Raw genomic sequence first — 18,156 nt, 5'->3', positions numbered from 1 at the left:
TTTTATCAAATCGAATTGGAATTAAAAAAACACTTGGAAAATAAAAAAACGATCCCTTTACGGATGTTATGTAAAGAAATTACAGATGGAACAAGAAATGCAACGGAGTTTGTTGATTATAAGACGAATGTCCCTTATATCCGCTTATCAAATATTGAAGGTGGTAAATTAGTTCAGAAAGAGATGAAATACTTATTTGATTTAGAGGAGATTGAGGAAAAGGCCATTGTTAGAAAAGGGGATATTTTAATTTCGAAAATCATTTCGCTTCCAAAATTAGCTCTTGTTGATGAGGTGTATGATGGAGCAGTTATTAGCCCTGATATTATAAAAATTCGTCCGAACGATCAACAGACACAAGAGAAACTAAAGAGATTTTTTTCTTCAGATATCGGGATGCTTTCACTAAAAAAAATGGTTGTCCCGTCTATATTACCGAAAATCTCGTTAAAACAATTAGGAGATTTAGAGATCATAATTGACGAAGAAACTGAAGGGGACATTCGTAACGAACAAACCGATTTAAAACAAAAGCTGTACAGCTTATATGAATTGGAGTTCAATCACATCAACAAATCACTGACAACAGAGTGTTGGGTTGAAAAACAATTTTTAGTGGAACGATTGGATGTTAACTATTATCGCTACTATACTTCAGATGCTTTCAAACTATTGAAACATAAAATCAAAAACGAACAATGGACGCAGTTGAAAGACATTTGCGAAATCGTAACATATACGGTGAGTCCAAAAGATTTTCGCAACAAAGAAATTCGTTACATTGGCTTCAAAAATATTGATGCTAATGCGTGTCGGATTGTTTCTGCAGAAACTATATCATTTGAGAAAGTGAAAAGCCGCGCTCGTTATGAATTGAAAGAAAACGACGTACTTCTAGGAGTTGTTGGACCACATATTGGAGAAGAAAACCACCCTTTAGCTTTTGTTACGAAAGAGTATGAGGGGGCACTGGCGTCAAGTGCTTTTATCGTTTTACGTAATTTTAAATATGGAGCTGCATATTTATTGTGGTGTTTGTTTCATCCTTTAGTGCGTTCTCAACTAAAGGCTACGCGAAGAGGGCAGTTACAAATGATAATAAGTATCGAGGATCTCAAAAGAATTTACCTCCCGGTTGAATCACCCGAAAAGATTGCTTTGATTGAAAATGTGGTAAAAAAATTCTTTTATTAATCGGAGGGATATAAAATGAGGTTACCATCGTTATACGGATTTTATAAATACTATTTTAATTATCCTTTGAAAGGGAAAAAGAATTATGCGCTGGCAATAAGAGAGGCGGAAAAGCAAATTAGTGATGCTTTTGACTTAAGAGATGAATCGTACATTATAGATTACGAACATCAATCGTACCCTAGACAGCTCACCATTTCTTTTTTGAAGAAACTCTATCAGCTAATGAATGACTATTATGAACAGCCTATTTTTGAACTAGATTATCACAAAAATAGTATTCACCTTCCAAAGGAGTTGCTTACTAGCCGTATACAACTAGATATTGATTTTGGGTACTTTTACGATCGTAATGCGAAAAAAATTATTCTGCTTGAGTATGGTAAATTGAATGAAGTTTCTCGATGGATTCCTGTTTTTAAAACGTTGGTAACCTCATTCGAACTAACTGCCACGCTCCCACCAAATCTTGAAACGATTGTATTTTGGGATTTATCAAAAGGACTTATTCATGAAGAAGATTATACTAGTGCGACTACTGCGCCTATGGAACAAATTCTCAAAATCGCCAGGAAAATAGTAAATGAAAGAAGGAGGGGTTAAATGATTTTATATGAATATTTAAAAACCCCAAAAACAATCGAACAGCTTGTGACGATTGCACATGAAAATGAATTATATTGGAATCAAGAACAAATGGAACTGTTTGTGCGGTTAGATCCGTGTATTATTCAAAATGAAGCAGGATTTTGGACAGTTAAACAAGATGAACGGCGACAAATCATTTTAACAGCAATCGAGCGGGCGCTACAAGGACGCCCGCTCACAAAAATCGATCCCGATGTTTTCGGCCAACTCCCTGCTGATATGATTGTGCCACAACGTGAAATTATTGATGTTGCCATTAGCAGCGGCAAATACGAATCACCACGGGAAAATTTACTTCGTGTCAAACGATAAACAGGAGGAAACAGCAACATGGAAACAACAATTCAACAAGTACAAGAACAATTAAAAATGAAAGGATATGGTCAATTCTCTGACCTTACTAAAAATGAAGAAGATGGAACAACGATTTTCACAGCGACAGGAGATGAAAAAATCGTCTACGTAAAAATTTTCGAAAAAGATGCAGACTTATCATACGCTGTTCAGCAATCAGCACTCAGCGAAGCGCAATATCATGAATCGGTTCCTGATTTTATTTGGGCCACAAACGGAGAGGTCAATTATTACGCCGATTGTATTGAAGCAATCCCCATTGCAGAAATTCCATCCATTGCGGATGTAACAAAAAAAGAAAAGAAACCGCTAACAAGACAAGAAAAATGGTCATTGGATATTTATTCCGATTTGCAAAAACGCTTCAATGATTTACATGAGCGTCTTTACGGCCCTGCTGGTGCCGATAATATTAGCTCAACGAACGAGGCGATCGATGAAATAAGCAAATTATTGTTTATGGAAATTTTTCGCCTTTATCACCCCGACTACGTATTAAGAGAAGGAGAAAATGACGGTTTAAAATTATATGACATTTTAAAGCATGAGTACATAAAGCAGCATGGAAAAGAAGCGGTAAAACAAATCAAAACGGCATTTAAAGAAATAAAAAATCATGACGACTATGTAGCGATCAACGACAAAGGTGAAAAGTGCTATATTTTTAACGAAGATGAGTATATTAAGTTGGAAAATCCAGCAAACTATGCTGCCGCATTTGAAGCGTTCCAAGAGCTCGGTGAGTTTGAAGATGAGAACGGAGTACGAAAAAAAGCGACATTAAAAGACGTTACTGCCGATATTTTAGGACGTCTATACGATGTATTGCTGCGAGGAAAATATGATAGTAAAGTCGGGCAAGCAACGTATTTAACACCACGCCAAGTAACAGAAGCAATGGTTGAAATGGTCATGCACGATTTAACAGCGAATCCAAAAGAAGCGGCTAAATTGCGAAGAACAGACGAAAACGGCAATCCAACTTTCCGTGTACTTGACCCGACCTGCGGTTCCGGAGGATTTTTAATAAAAGCTTATGAAGCCATTAAAAGATACTTTACGAGAGAATTTGCCGGGATGCAAACGGAAAAAATAAAAGAACATTTGGACAAAATGAAGGAGCATAGCTTTGTAGGTGCTGATAAAACACGAAGTATGATTGTAAAAGCGCGTTTGAATATGGCGATGCACGGATTGCCAAAAGCGCCGATTTTTTGGGTCAACGACTCATTAATGACCGATTCATTGCAACCGGAAACATTTGATGTGATCATCACCAACCCGCCATTTGGCTCCGGATCTGTATCAAATAAAACAAAAGAAGGGGAAGCCATTCTAGAACGTTACACATCTGGAATTGAAGATGGAAAACCAACAGGGAAAGGATTATGCCTTGGAGCAAAGCCAAATAACAAAGGTGTTTGGAAGCAAGTCAATTCGACAGACCAAGCGGTGTTATTCATTGACCGAAATTTAGAACTATTAAAACCGGGCGGTTATTTAATGATCGTCCTTCCAGACGGAATTTTAAGTAATTCAAGCTATAAACATGTGCGTGAATATTTAATGGGTAAGAAAAATGAAGTGACAGGCGAGTTTGAAGGCGGTCGTGCGATTGTGAAAGCCGTTGTTTCATTACCGACAGTCACGTTCCAATTATCTGGTACCGGCGCAAAAACGTCATTCCTCTATATTAAAAAGAAAGAACACGAAAACGAAAAACAAGGACCAGTATTTATGGCGGTTGCTGAAGAAATCGGATTTGATGTAAAGAACAAAGTCGAAGTGCAACTTGGTAACGACCGCAACGATTTATTAAAAATTGTTGAAGCGTATAAAAAAGGGATGTGAAGCAATGTTAAAAGAAGTTCGTTATAAAAATTGGAAAAGTTTTGCCGATGCGACACTATATATTGATCCATTAACTATTTTAATCGGCACAAATGCAAGCGGAAAATCAAATGCGCTAGACGGTCTTGCTTTTTTAAACCGTGTTGTACAAGGAAAAGATTTACAAACAATTTTATCAGGAGACCCTGCCCTGCTTTTAGAAGCAAACATTCAAGCGATTCGCGGCGGTGTGGAATGGGCATCCAGACGTCCTTTTACTACATTTGTATTAGAAGCCGTCATTGAGTATAACGAGGAAATTGACTATCACTATAGCATTGAAGTAAGTACAACGCCAGATATAGAGATTGTTTCCGAATCGCTAATCAAAGTAAACCGCAAAACAAGCAAAACAACGAATATATTCACGGCTACAGGAGAGGAAGGAAGCCCGAGTATTGAAGCGGCTGTTTATAACGGAAAAGGTCAGCCGAAACATAAACAATTAAAACGATCTTCCTCTCTCATTAGCCAATTAAAAACCCAAGAAACGCGCGAGGAAGTCGATGAAGCGATCCAGTTTGTCGTCGGTACGTTAGAACGCATTTTCATTCTTGATCCGGCTCCGTCTTTAATGCGTGATTATAAGCCGTTTTCGAATCGTCTTGCAAGCAACGCTTCTAATGTGGCCGGGGTGCTGGCCGCATTGTCGGAAGAAGAAAAGAATCATATCGAGACGCTGCTTTCAAAATACGTTTCCCGTCTTCCTGAAGGAGATGTACAGCGAGTATGGGCGGAGCCCGTCGGTCGCTTTCAAAAAGACGCAATGTTGTATTGCGAAGAACAGTGGCCAGGAAGTAGCGAAAAACTAATAGTCGATGCGCGTGGTATGTCAGATGGTACTCTTCGCTTTATAGGGATTTTGACGGCTTTGTTAACCCGACCAAAAGGGAGCCTAATTGTAATTGAAGAGATTGACAACGGCCTTCATCCATCACGTGCTGGAATTTTGCTAGAGATGTTAAATGAGATTGGCACAGAGCGGCAAATTGATATTTTAATGACGACACATAATCCGGCGTTGCTTGATGAACTGGGACTGGAAATGATCCCATTTATTATCGTCGCCCATCGCTCAGCAGAACATGGAGCAAGTGAACTAACGTTATTAGAAGATATTCAAGCGTTGCCGAAACTGCTTGCTAGCGGTTCGATCGGAAAGCTAGTAGCAGAAGGGGAAATTGAAGAAACGCTTACACAGCAAGGAAGTGGGAAGCGATGAAACGAAAAATTCTCGTCATTGATACATCGATTTTATGTTGTTGGTTGCAAGTCCCTGGTAAAGAAACGTGCGGCACGAAAGAAAACGTATGGGACTATAAACGTGTAAGCGATTTGCTAGCGGAAGAAGAACGTCAAGGGGCAATGTTCGTTTTTCCGCTCGCAACGATTATTGAAACAGGCAACCATATCGCTCAAGCTGCAAAAAATCGCTATGAATGCGCACAAAAACTTGTTCACATTATTCAAAAAGCGTTAGACAAAGAGTCTCCTTGGGCGCAATTTTCCGAGCAGGCAGAACTGTGGACAGCAACTGAGTTGCATAAACTCATCAAGGAATGGCCAGATCAGGCGAGCCAACGTTTATCGATTGGCGATGCCACGATCAAATCGGTTGCGGAATACTACGCCAAAGTCAACGGCTGGGAAGTTGAAATTATGACTGGTGATGAAGGATTGAAAGCGTACGAACCGATTAAACCAGCAAGAACGCCGAGGAGAAGGAGGTAACCTCCATAATTACATTTATCCCCAAGTAAATAAGTGGCTTTATAGTTAGGGAATGTGGTCGGAACGATTTATTAAAAATTGTTGAGGCATATAAGAAAGGAATGTAAATCCATCTTTTTAGAATAAGTTATATCTAAATTAAGAATTTGCTAGATTTTGATGAATGGTAAAAAATCATTGCCGAGTAATCTGAGTAACCAAATTAACGTTTATCGACCTGCGACACAACTATCCAAACGGTCACTGATATTACATCAAAATCAACGTATGGAAAGTAGAAATTCTTACTGGCAATGAAGGACTAAAAGTCTACCAACCTGCTAAATCAACAAGAATGTTGGGGAGAAAGAAGAGATAAAGGAATTAGTAAAAAGGTGTGAGTTTATGTTTGTTAATGAAGAAGCAAAAATTGTTAGTAGTAAGCCAAGTATTTCATGGGTATCAACAGATTTGTTAGAAGATAGGATAGATAGTTTTACATTTAAAGACTATATTATAGAAAATGATAAATTATTTTCAAGTATGAATAACGTAGTGGAATTAAAGGATTTATTGGTAAAAAATCATCGCGGCAAAGGTCTAACAAGTAATCCAAATGGGAAAATTCCTAACTTAAAAGTGCGGAATATCACTAATAATGGTATCAATTTAGAAGATGTAGATTTAATTGATGAAAATGAATTTGAAAAAAACAAAACAGCTCATGTCAAAAAAGGAGATGTATTGTTAGCGGTAACTGGGGTTGGTTCCCTCGGTAAAGTGGATCTTTATTGGAGTGAGAAAAAAGCTACAGTAGATGGTCATGTAAATATATTACGTACAAATGAAAAGTGCGATAGTGGATATTTAAGATCTTTTTTACATTCTAAATATGGCCAAATTTTTATACAAAAATATACAATTGGAAGTACGGGACAAACGGAACTATACTCCAGTGATATAGCCAAGTTTAAAATCTATCTTCCTAATATGAACATACAGCAATACATCGGCAACAAAGTCCGAAAAGCGGAAGAGTTACGGGAAGAAGCGAAGCAATTAATGTCTCAAGTATATGAATTGATAAACATACATTTTTCTTTAGATTCATTTGAAAATGAAATAAAAGATAATTATAAATATGATTTCGTTTCATCTAATTATCTAGAAGATAGACTAGATGCAGAATACTATGATCCTAATCTCATAAAGTTATTTACACACTTATCTAAAATGGGATTTAAATTTGTTAATTTAGGGAATGTATCACGAATGGTTTTTACCGGTGAGAATGTTGAATCAACATGGATTGCTCCGGACAAAAAAGTACCATTAATTTATATAGGGAATTTGGAAGGCTATTTTGTAATTCCATCTGATAGCGAATTTATAGATGAAAACAATGTGAGAAACTGGGAAAAGTCTTTTGCAGAATTTGGAGATATATTATTTGCCTCTAGAGGTAGTCTTGATTGTTTAATAAATAGAATATCGGTTTATTTTGATGAAGATAAAAAGGGTGTTATTACTTCAAATATTATTGCTGTAAGATTAGATCAAAATTTAATTCGAACAGGCTATGTTATTTCTGTTCTTAAATCAATAATAGGCACTTATCAAATAATTAAGCATTCATGGGGAGTAGCTCAAAAAGGATTAACGGCTAACGATGTCTCTAAGATAGTGATTCCTTTACTTCAAATAAATGAACAATTAGAAATAGAAGAAAAACTAATTCAAAGTTTTAAAAAACTTCAAGAAGCAAAGAAGTTAATTAATGAAGCCAAACAAGACGTCGAAGATCTGATCGAAGGCAAGTTTGATGAGTCGAAAATTTCTGAAGGGGTGTAGGGGCGCTCCTTCTTTTCTAGGAGGTGAATGCGTTGGAGTTAAAAAGGTTACATAGTCATTTAGAGAAACTGTATCACTACGGTGAAACGGCTTATGTCGCTGAGCTTGAGCCGTTTGTTGCGAAAGGTCTTTTATATGTGCGTGGAAAGAAGGCAGTGATCACGAACAATTGGATTGCGTTTGTGAAGCGGTTTTCGAATCAAACTGATTTTCTTCATACATTGTTTTGCTTTGATGAGGAGTATCAACAATATTTGTTAAAAACGTCGTTGTTAACCGTATTAAAAATGCGTGAGGCTGAGGATTTGGAAGGAATTGTTGATTTCGTTCATAAAATGCCAAAGTTTGCAGGGGAAATCGTAAAAATATTAGATGAATTGAAACATGGTGAGCGGTACGAAACGGAAGCTTTAGAACATCATGTAAAGGAAGTCGAGCCTCTTTTTCGTGAACGCAATCATTTTATTTTTAATGGGGCACCGTATTATCAGCGCATTATTTATTATTTAGCCCATATTCAACAGTATCAACAAGAAGCGGTTGAACAAGACGAACCGCTCGGTACAAAAATTGATGAACTATGGGCAAAAGGGCGAAAAATAGCTGCTAATTTGCAGTTATCGCCGTTAAAAGATGCACCGCTTGCTGTATTAGCCCCGCATGAGCCAAATATCTCATTAAAAAATCCGTTATTCAAACATATTTTCATGCACCCTTGGAACTTATTTATTTTCCTTTGCTGCGTTGTCCGCGAACAGACGGAGGCGCAAGGGATGACGACCATTCGGTTTCATGCGGTAAACGACGAAGTTGACGTTATTTTAATGTCGTCAAAAAAACAAGAATATCGGTACGGAACGATCAATGATTTCGTTTTAGAGTTTTGTAAAGTGAGCAACTACCAACTATTCCCAAGCGAAATCGCAGGTTTAGAAACAATATTCCATCATTTGCATGATCGCGGTTTTTTAACGATTGTCGATGAAGAATACCGTATCTCGAGCCATATTGAAGATGAACTGTACAACACGAGTTTATATATTCCGCTCATGGCAGGTAGTAAACAGCTCCGCCAACGAATCGAACAGTGGATTGATGAATTGAGGGACAGAGGATGAAGCAAATCAAACTATCGATTGAGCGATTTTGGATTGAGCCAGGAAATTTTGAGAGATGGTGTGAGTTGTTATCGCGCATTCCCGAGAAAACCGAAGCGCGCTCGATCAAGGAAATCGCAAAATTATATTTAGGAAAAGATGTGGAAGAAAAAGATAAAAAACTAGACCGTTCCAAAGAATTATTTGGACTGCATGGTTATGAGTATGCAAAACATTCGCGGAATTTTGAAATTAAAGGTGTCCATTTCCTAACAAGAGCAGACAATGGACATTTGATTCGTACAGAGGAAGCAAATGAACTCGTAGTTGCGTACGAACAACAACACGGATGGGAATTGTTGCTTGCAAAACAACTGTTGCGATACTCGCCAAGAACGCGAGTCATTATGCACATGTTGTTAAATGACGGTTATTTTGAAACAAACAGTCAGTCGCTCGAACAACTAAGTAAATGGTCGCTCTGCTTTGACGGTACTATATATCATCCGTTTTCACGAAATCCCAATTTGAATGATATGAACCGGCTTCTTCACGAGTTTAAGAATGAAGCATTAGGGGAAGATTGGCGTAACATTCTTGCTGAAGAAGAAATTGAATTAGATAAAGATTGGATGTTTGTTGGTTCAAACGGTAAAGAGCCGGCAAAAACAAATATTTCTTCGTTTATGCGGGCACCGATGCAATTATTTGCCTATTTAGACTGGTTTATTGAAACTGATGTCGGAATCATCATTTTAAATAAAGAAAAGGTGTTGGAACATATCGGTTCACGTTCTTTATTTTCATTTACGAACGTTCAGAGTATATCAGAAATCGAATGGTTAAAGAAAAAAGTGGGCGAAGAGCAGGATGATCGCGGTTTTGTTGCGATTGAACCGTTACTTCGTAAGCTGATGGAGCGTTTTTATCCAACATGGGAACAAGGACTTGCGCGCTTTGTCGATTATTATATGACAAAAGGTATTCGTGAAGGTTTGTTTTATATTGCTGATTATGAATCAGGCCAACCGAGACATGGAAGGGGTTATTTAGGTAAACGAGAATACCAATTATTAAAACTTGAATTTCAACGATAAAGGGGTTGAAAAGATGAGCAAATCTGTCTGGTTAAAAGATGGGGTTTCCACATTTCCGATTCAGCAGCCAATGGTCGGTCAGCGTGAATTTTATGAGGCGTTTAAAGAGTATTTACAAGATTTAAAGTCAGCGCCAATGGCACGAGTTTTTACATTGATTGCTAAATGGGGAATTGGTAAATCGCGTATTGCTTATGAATTAGTGAGTGAAGCGCTTGGAATTGATAAAGGATGGACAATTCGTGACCAATCAGGTCAATTGCAAAAAGTCCGGTTATTAAAGCCAGATTTCGCTGATGGCATTTTACCTATTTATATCCGCTATGAACAAATGCATGAGGACCTTCTTTATGGGGAGAACTGGGTCGGTTATGGCGCGTATGTAGCGCTGGCCAAATTAGCGGAACAACAACCTGCCCGCACGATTCAAGGTTCGATTGTGAAACATATTCAAGACCATTTTCTCCCGCTTGGTTTTTCACCGGCAAAATTGGCAGAGGCGATTGAGTTAGGGCAACATGAACCAGATGATTTACTTCAACATCTTAGTCTGCTCGACCAACTTGTCCAAAATGGTTTAGCTTACCTAAAACAGTTTAGGATTGAGCATTTGATGGTTATTGTCGATGAAGTAGAATCCGAATACGAATTATTTATGGATGGGATTCAAGAACAAAGTGAAGAGCGAAAAAAGAAACTTGACGGTGAAGCCATTAAAGTGATCACATCAGCGATTAAACATGAAGATAGCCGCACTCGCCATCCAAATGTTTCTTTCTTGCTGCTTTGTTCACCGGCCATTGGCGATCAAATTAAAGCGCTCGAGGCGCTTGCCCGCCGTTTAGATAAATTGGAAATCACACAAAACTCTTATGCAGATATTAGCGATTATATCGCATCGCTGCAACAAAGCGGAACATTGCGTGAATATCCTGCAGGTCTTGTCGAAGCAGCTTACACGATTGCCGCCGGAAACTTCGGTTGGCTCAATGTGATCATGGCTCATTGTGACCAATACCTAGAACAGCATCCTGACAAAGAAACAGGTGAAATTTTACAAGACTTAGCTTATTCTATTCCGCGTTTTAGAGAAAGTTTAATCGATCATTCCCAGCTCGATTACATTGATACAAAGCCGATGCATATTCCGTTTGTGAAAAAAGCGTTATTGCGGCAGCTGCCATATCCGAAAGATTATTATAGTGCAGAAGAACAACAAATTTTATTATCAGCGAAACATATTGAAGGTATACCATTATTTAAAGAGTTTGTCGCTTTGCCGCTTGCGAAAAATGATTTAGGTTTTTATCTTGTGCAAAACAAATATAAAGCTGAATCTGATCATTTATTCGTGAATGAAACGACAGGTGAATCATTTAGTTTAGATGTCCTCTTGCGCAGTCTTGAAACGTTCTCAATTAATGTACCTAAAGGCTCTTTTATTGTCGGAAAAGAACGGGAAACGTTTTTAGCTCAAGTGCGCATGCTTTATCCGAAAGACGAAGTCGTTGAAGCGGCGGAGCTTTTATATACGTATCTTGAGCAACGAATGAAAACAGAGCAATTCGAAACATATATTGGTCCAAACTTTGCGTTCCTTGAGCGGTTGAATCGCCGCTATGCCGTCAAAAACGGGATTGCGAACTATTTATTAAACGAAGAAAAAGATCAAAAGCTTCAACAACATTTAAACGAGTTGGCGAAACAATATGATAAAGACGGTGAAATCGATCGCCTTCTTCTCGGTTTTACAAGAGCGATTGAGCAGGATTATCCAAACGTGCAAGCAATTCAAGTAAAAGGTAATAAATGCGGGCTCCGTATAAAAGTAACGAATCATCTATATTTAGGAGTTCATCCGAAAAAAATCGTCGATATTATTTGGGTTAGCAAACTACCTTCCTTGCACGATCTTGTTAACAGCAAATTGCTAGATAGCGGCAGTCACCCGATTATCATTTTAGCACCGACTGCTGATGCGGAAACAGAAATCGATGATATAAAACGAAAGTATGAGCGGCTCGGCCGTTGCCTGCTCTTTTTCCAAGTAACAAACTTGCAGAAGAAGGTATTAGAAGCGTTATCGGTTGAACGTGAGATGATGGATATCCGCAAGTCAGCCCATCAATTAGCGCAGCCATTCCGCGCAAAAATTCGTGCCATTACAGATGAAATTGCAAGAATCGCACGAACTTGGTTTGAACAGGTCGATAAAGAAGGATATGTGTTACGTCCGATTGTTTTTACAAAATCAGAAGAAGACTATCTTCCGGTATTAGCGGAAGGATATGCGAAATTGATTATTCACGATGCGACAATCGCTGAACTTGGCGCAAAACAAGGTGTAAAATTTATGGACAGCGAAGATTTCAATCGCTTTCAACATGCTTTAAAGGCGACGAAAGTTCCGGCTAAGTTAGATAAGGATGGTTATCGCGGTGCAGGATTGTTTATTCAGAATCATGAAAACGGGCAATATGAAGTGCAAATTCCGGCTGCATTCGCTTCTTTGATGTCATTTATCGGGAATCGCCGAGTAACAACCCAAGAAATTGAAGAAGCATTTTTCTTTAGTTCTGTTGATGTAATTAAGCCGGCAAAAATCATTGAACAATGGGTAACGTTTATGCAAGCGCTAAAAGTCGTGAGAACCATCAACAATACTCATGTGGAAAATGTTACTTCATATACGTTGGAAGCAAAAAGAGATAAAATTAAACAGTGGTATGAAAAAGAATACGATCAACTCGTTGATCAGTTCAAGGAAACGTTTAAAGGACCTAGACTCGATTTACTGAAGGGATATAAAAGACACGGAAGCTTAAGAAAAATTAACGAAGCTTTGCGTAATATCGATTTAAAGCTATTGCAAGTTCATACAAACAACCATCTCGCGATTTGGAAAGAGCAATTAAGTTATTTGCAACAATTTCATGATGAATGTAATTTCATCTTTGATGAAGAAAAATGGAATACACTTCAACCAAACGAGCGCAACTTTGAGAATCTCACATTAGATGGAAAAGACATGCCGATTTGGAAAAAGATAAAAATTGTACAACAATTTCATGATTATGTGTCAACGATTCAAAAGGACATTCTTGCAAAAATTCAAGAAAAAGTAGAAGAGATAAAAAATACGAACGAATATAAGGGGTACTATATCCCTATTTCACCATTTACGTACGTGCTCGAATTATATAAAAACGAAATTGAAAATGCGATGAATCATGTAAAATCTTCGCAACTACGAACGATGGTATCAAATGAAGAAACACTGGCACATCATCTATCTCTAGGAAATTATAAAGAAGCAATTGATCGGTTAAATATCATTATTTCACAAATCGGCTTAAAAAAAGTGGACCATACAAAGGTGGATTGGAAAGAACGGAGCGGTATCATTGGCCGTTATTACGATTTGAAAGATAAATTTGTGCAAATGGTAGACCTTTTTGTAGAATCGAAACCGAAAGTTGAGAAATGGATTGCTTATTATGAAATTAGTGAGACCGATGTGAAGCGTGAGGTAGGGATTGTTGAGCTTTCTATACTTTTTGACAAGTTAACCGTATTTTTAGAATCCGGTTTTGAAGAAGCGGTTGATGATCTTTTTACCGCAAAAAAAGAAAAGGCGATGGCACTTATTGATGAAACAGAAAAGCTGTTGCAGGAACGAAAAAACGATCTGACGGATCTAATCGCCCAAGTGACAAAAGTGGAAAATACGACGAAGAAAAAGCGGAACCAATATTTCGATGACCTATTAATTGATGCGGTGAACCGCCTGTTCCGTCTGCAGCATCAACCGCTATATCAAGCGGACTTAAGTGCACCGATTCAAGAAGCAACCTATGAAGAAACGATAAGAAACGTACAAGCGGAAATGAAACAATTAGAAACATATGCCCATCAGTTTTTTGCGGACCATGCCAAATTTGTGCAATTTGAGTTTTATAAAGAAGTGGTTGACCGCAAAGGAGAGTTAGACTGGGCCCATTACCAAAAAGAAAAGGAAGAACTTGAGCAAATCGGATTGATTCGGACAAAAGTGGAGGTTCTCTAATAATGTCGAGTCTGCAAATTTTAAAACCATTCGCAAGACGGACAGAGTATAAAATGCTGCGTGAATGGTTTAAGGTGAAAGAAAAAGAGATCGACAAGTTGCAGTCAGGTATTTGTGTGATTCCAGCGATTGTTCTTTTAAAAATGTCAGAAAGCGACCGTTCGCGTCTTATTCAATGGACAAAAGGATGGGGAAACCAGTTAATGGTTTTCCCACCGTATCTTCATTTAGATATTTCATCATTATTGAAGATGAATAACGCGATTTTCATTAAAGAAATGAATGAATGCACGTATGAAGGAATTCCGGTTCGTGAAGAAATCGTGACTAATTTAACTCCGAAAATTCAATTACCGACAAAACAAACGGTTGCCGTTGACTTTTATTACGATACAAGCAGCGGCTGCATGACGATCACAACATTGCCGCTTCTTGATTACCGGTTGCTTGAGCAACGTGAGATATGTCAACGTCTATTTCAATCGTTAATGCACATCAATGAAAGAGATAAAAAAGATGAAATGAGCGAAGAAAAACAAATTGCTTTTAAGCCTGTTCATCACTTTGTACTTCTTCTCTCAGCAGCTAACGTCTTAGAACGACAACAAATCGTTCCATTCATTCAAAAGTTTTTCTATGTAGAAGTACGCGAAAATGACGTGAGGCAGGCTTTAGCTGAACTCGAAAATTCGCATTATATCGATTCAGGCGGAACGATTACCGAGAAAGGGAAACAGTATATTACGGAACATGGTTATCGGGCATTTGTAAGAGAAATCATAATGCGGAGGAAAGATGATGGAGAATGGTAAAACGAAACGGGATACCGCGATTGCCAATAGTTTAGTAGCAAAAATCCAGTTAGGCTTGCCAAGTACAGTTACGAAATTAAGCGCGAAAATGCGTTTTATCGATCATATTGCTCCGAAACTTCGCAACAGCGGTGTCATTCGCCCCGTTGAAAAAAAATCACCACTAACGATTCGGGCAGCAGGGATAGCTACCGCAAGCAAAACAATACCAGCATTTGGCGGTATTTTATATAGCGCTGGTGCTGTTCGTCAAGATTTATATATAGAAGAAGGGTCTGTGTACGAAACATTTCAAGACAGCCTCGTTGACATTGATGAAGCGGATGATATTGATATTAACCATAAATTAAAATTTATTCATGTGATGCAAGTTTACGATTTGCTAGAAGAGATGATGATGGAAGCCCATAAGCCGGAACTGGTGATTGTCGACACTCCGTTAATGTTAGAGCGGGCTGACGCGCCAATGGATACACATGGCCAATTATATATTGACTATCAAAACTGTGTAGAAAGAATCAAAAATTTTTGGGAGACATATCAACATTTTATTTTTCCGTTTAATCGAAACGGTATTCGGCTTGTTTCAGTGAGTACGAAACGTTTCGGTTCTATCTTCTACGGTCTTTTTTCCGAAGATAAAAATAAAGAAATGTATATTGTAGATGAAGTAAGTTTTCACGATATCGAACAGAACAATGAAGTGTTATTCAAAATTAAAAAGGTTGGCGTAAAAAAACTGTTGCACGGTGTTTTAACTCGAAGAACGCGTACGGCTGCCTATCAATACGATTTATTAGTCCAAACGAATCAGTTGGAGCCTAAAGACATTAGAAATCTAGGAATTATCAATTTTCATTTCCGGGCAGGGATGCATACACAACCTTTATTAGTAGAGATAATGGGAAACGCTCAAAAATGGGATTCTCAAAGTTTAGATGAGCTTACATCCTATCTCGTTTCGCTTTATACGCTCGACCAACCAAAGGCACTCCCGTTGCCGCTTTGGTATGCTGAGCATGCTCTAAAGCCAATTCGAAGTGGGGCGATTATTCAATATTTTAAAACACAGGCACGCGAAATGATTAAAAAGGAAGAAGTAGAAAATGTTTGGACCGAGGAAGTAGACTTTTTCGGGGAGGATGAATAATGAGTCAAGAAAAATATATCGGCAAATTGATTGGGAATACCGGAAACCCGAATGATTTAAAAATGGTGCTGCAAGATAGCTTTTCCGCACGCCGTGGCGAGTTTGTGAAAATTTTACATCAAGAACGTCCAGATGAAGAACCGACATATGTTCTTGGGCGGATTACTTCGATTTCGCGCAGCAATATTTTATACAATAGCGATCTTGGGGAAGGATTGAATTCGATCGAATTATTACCAGGAACACAAATGACAGGGGAGACATTGTTTGCTTCCATTGACCTTGTCGGTTACAAAGAATCGGCGACAGGACAAATTCGCATTCCGCGTCGCCCGCTAGATCCCGGGAGTAAAGTCTATGGGGTCGATTATGAATTTCTTTCTAAGTTTTATCAATTTGACGAAAATAAAAGCATTGCGATTGGCAACTTAATCGGTTACGAACGTGGAGAAAATATTGTTCCTGTTTATTTGGATGTTAATAAATTAGTGACAGAACATTTAGCCGTTTTGGCGATGACAGGGTCAGGAAAGTCTTATACGGTCGGCCGCATTATTGAACGGCTTGTGGCGCAAATGAATGGAACCGTTGTTGTATTTGATACGCACGGTGAGTATGGGAAAGCATTTGAAAAAGGAGAGATCCACTTCAATACAAATCTTGAGCATATTGAAGATGAAAAAGATCGGGAAAGCATTTTATTTATTCAAGAACGTTTCCGCGCTTTACAAGCAGCAGGAGGTGGCATTCATGTATATACACCGCAAATGGAAGAGTTTGATTATAAATACGCCGGCAAGAATAAACACCTCGCCTTGCAGTTCGATCGTTTTGAAATGGACGACTTTGAAGAAATTTTGCCTGGCTTAACCGAACCGCAACAGCGTGTGCTCGATGTTGCGATTCGTTATTGGAAATATAAGTACCCAAACCCGCCTCGCGATATTAAAGATTTACGCGAGCTGCTTTCCAGTGATTTAGAAGAGTTGCGGAATTGGGATGAAATAACAGAAGCAGAAGCGCGGGCATTGAGCGGCAGAAGCGCAGCGGTCGCTTCGATGAAATTGAATCGTGTCATTAACGAAGCACGAAGCTTTTATACAAAAGCGATTGGTGAACCGACAGATATTTATAAATTAATTGGAGAAATGAACGAAAAATATGGCCGATTAATCATTATTGATTTGCAAGGTTTATCAGATGATGCAAAACAAATCGTTACGGCACTCGTATCAAGTGAAATTATGCGGGCAGCGGCAGATAAACAACGTCCGATTCGTCCTTGCTTCCTTGTGTATGAAGAAGGGCATAACTACGCTCCAGCAAATGCACCAACGATTTCGAAAAAAATTATTAAAAAAATTGCCGCGGAAGGCCGGAAATTTGGGGTAGGTTTTGCCATCGTTTCACAACGTCCGTCTAAATTGGATGCAGATGTGACCTCGCAATGCAACACGATTATTACGATGCGCCTTAAAAATCCGGATGATCAACGTTTCATTACGAAAACATCCGATATGTTAACGAAAGCAGATATTGATGAACTTCCATCTTTATCTACAGGGGAAGCGTTAATTACGGGGCGTTCGACTCCTGCTCCGCTATTAGTGAAAGTTGGTACAAAAGCGTTAGTTCATGGCGGTCAATCGCCGGAAGTAGTCAAAGAATGGGGTGTATTCGGTGGATAAAGAGCAATTAAAAGCAAAAATTATTGATGAGTTTAAAAATGGAACGATTCGCGATTCGCTTTTTCCGATGATTTCCGTTTATGGGATTCGTGATTATTCAGAGACTGTTCATTCAGCAGGACTGAATTATATTACGGAAATCGCCAGACATATTCAAGGAGTAACCGCTTTATCCGAATGCCCTGTTTATCCAATTAACCAACAATATGGCCATAGCATGACCCGGGAAGTCCGTCCGGATTCGGTATGGTATCGCCAGCAGGATGTAAAGCCTATTCTTGTTTCGGAGTTTGAACGATTTGAAAATTCAAAGGGCAAACATGATAAACTAAGAGAGAAAATTGAAAATTTATTATTGGCCTATCACCAACTCGGCGGCGATTTACCGTTGATTCTCTTTGTCTACTGGTCTTACAGCGGGGCAATTCCAAAAAATATCGATAAATATATTAGCATTTTTGATGAAGGGTTCACATTACCGAACGGCCGCTTTATTCCGGGAATTAATTCGTTCGTTACTGATTATCTCGTTTTTCAAGCAGTGGCAAGCGGAACGAAAGAAAATCTCACCATAAATGAATGGATTCAAGTGAGGTAAA

At 38.5% G+C, this 18,156-nt stretch carries 14 protein-coding genes; all 14 read left to right on the top strand.

Going from position 1 to position 18,156, the window contains the following annotated elements:
* Positions 1 to 33 precede the first annotated feature (33 nt).
* The gene (locus HNQ34_RS14570) at positions 34 to 1,194 is read left to right on the top strand and encodes a restriction endonuclease subunit S domain-containing protein (RefSeq protein WP_183255904.1); all 1,161 of its coding nucleotides are present in this window, start codon (positions 34 to 36) and stop codon (positions 1,192 to 1,194) included.
* 15 nt (positions 1,195 to 1,209) lie between these two features.
* Positions 1,210 to 1,797, top strand: coding sequence for a hypothetical protein (locus HNQ34_RS14565; protein ID WP_183255902.1), 588 nt, complete (start codon positions 1,210 to 1,212; stop codon positions 1,795 to 1,797).
* Positions 1,798 to 2,154, top strand: a complete 357-nt coding sequence (locus tag HNQ34_RS14560; protein WP_183255900.1) for a hypothetical protein — start codon at positions 1,798 to 1,800, stop codon at positions 2,152 to 2,154. It begins immediately after the preceding gene.
* An 18-nt stretch (positions 2,155 to 2,172) separates the two neighbouring features.
* Positions 2,173 to 4,047: an HsdM family class I SAM-dependent methyltransferase gene (locus tag HNQ34_RS14555; RefSeq protein WP_183255898.1), complete on the top strand. Its 1,875-nt coding sequence runs from the start codon at positions 2,173 to 2,175 to the stop codon at positions 4,045 to 4,047.
* 4 nt (positions 4,048 to 4,051) lie between these two features.
* Positions 4,052 to 5,308 carry an AAA family ATPase gene (locus HNQ34_RS14550; protein ID WP_183255896.1) on the top strand — a complete coding sequence of 419 codons (1,257 nt, stop codon included), beginning with the start codon at positions 4,052 to 4,054 and terminating at the stop codon, positions 5,306 to 5,308.
* Positions 5,305 to 5,817: a hypothetical protein gene (locus HNQ34_RS14545; RefSeq protein WP_183255894.1), complete on the top strand. Its 513-nt coding sequence runs from the start codon at positions 5,305 to 5,307 to the stop codon at positions 5,815 to 5,817. The genes HNQ34_RS14550 and HNQ34_RS14545 overlap by 4 nt, the downstream gene beginning before the upstream one ends.
* Positions 5,818 to 6,201: 384 nt before the next feature.
* Positions 6,202 to 7,647 carry a restriction endonuclease subunit S gene (locus HNQ34_RS14540; RefSeq protein WP_183255893.1) on the top strand — a complete coding sequence of 482 codons (1,446 nt, stop codon included), beginning with the start codon at positions 6,202 to 6,204 and terminating at the stop codon, positions 7,645 to 7,647.
* A 32-nt stretch (positions 7,648 to 7,679) separates the two neighbouring features.
* Positions 7,680 to 8,765 carry a hypothetical protein gene (locus HNQ34_RS14535; RefSeq protein WP_183255891.1) on the top strand — a complete coding sequence of 362 codons (1,086 nt, stop codon included), beginning with the start codon at positions 7,680 to 7,682 and terminating at the stop codon, positions 8,763 to 8,765.
* Complete coding sequence (locus tag HNQ34_RS14530) at positions 8,762 to 9,841, top strand: hypothetical protein (protein WP_183255889.1); 1,080 nt, start codon at positions 8,762 to 8,764, stop codon at positions 9,839 to 9,841. The genes HNQ34_RS14535 and HNQ34_RS14530 overlap by 4 nt, the downstream gene beginning before the upstream one ends.
* Before the next feature lie 13 nt (positions 9,842 to 9,854).
* Entirely contained in the window at positions 9,855 to 13,907 is a 4,053-nt protein-coding gene (locus tag HNQ34_RS14525) for a hypothetical protein (RefSeq protein ID WP_183255886.1), read from the top strand.
* A gap of 2 nt (positions 13,908 to 13,909) precedes the next feature.
* Positions 13,910 to 14,719 carry a hypothetical protein gene (locus HNQ34_RS14520; RefSeq protein WP_183255884.1) on the top strand — a complete coding sequence of 270 codons (810 nt, stop codon included), beginning with the start codon at positions 13,910 to 13,912 and terminating at the stop codon, positions 14,717 to 14,719.
* A complete protein-coding gene (locus tag HNQ34_RS14515; protein WP_183255882.1) occupies positions 14,706 to 15,869 on the top strand; it encodes a hypothetical protein in 1,164 nt (387 codons plus the stop codon). Before HNQ34_RS14520 ends, HNQ34_RS14515 begins: the two co-directional genes overlap by 14 nt.
* Positions 15,869 to 17,557, top strand: a complete 1,689-nt coding sequence (locus tag HNQ34_RS14510; RefSeq protein WP_183255880.1) for a helicase HerA domain-containing protein — start codon at positions 15,869 to 15,871, stop codon at positions 17,555 to 17,557. Before HNQ34_RS14515 ends, HNQ34_RS14510 begins: the two co-directional genes overlap by 1 nt.
* Positions 17,550 to 18,155, top strand: a complete 606-nt coding sequence (locus HNQ34_RS14505) for a hypothetical protein (RefSeq protein WP_183255877.1) — start codon at positions 17,550 to 17,552, stop codon at positions 18,153 to 18,155. Before HNQ34_RS14510 ends, HNQ34_RS14505 begins: the two co-directional genes overlap by 8 nt.
* Position 18,156: the final 1 nt, after the last annotated feature.

This window comes from Anoxybacteroides tepidamans, from assembly GCF_014201465.1.
Lineage (GTDB): Bacteria > Bacillota > Bacilli > Bacillales > Anoxybacillaceae > Anoxybacteroides > Anoxybacteroides tepidamans.
The sequence above is the reverse complement of the archived record's forward strand: the minus strand, read 5'-3'. Positions and strand labels throughout refer to the sequence as shown.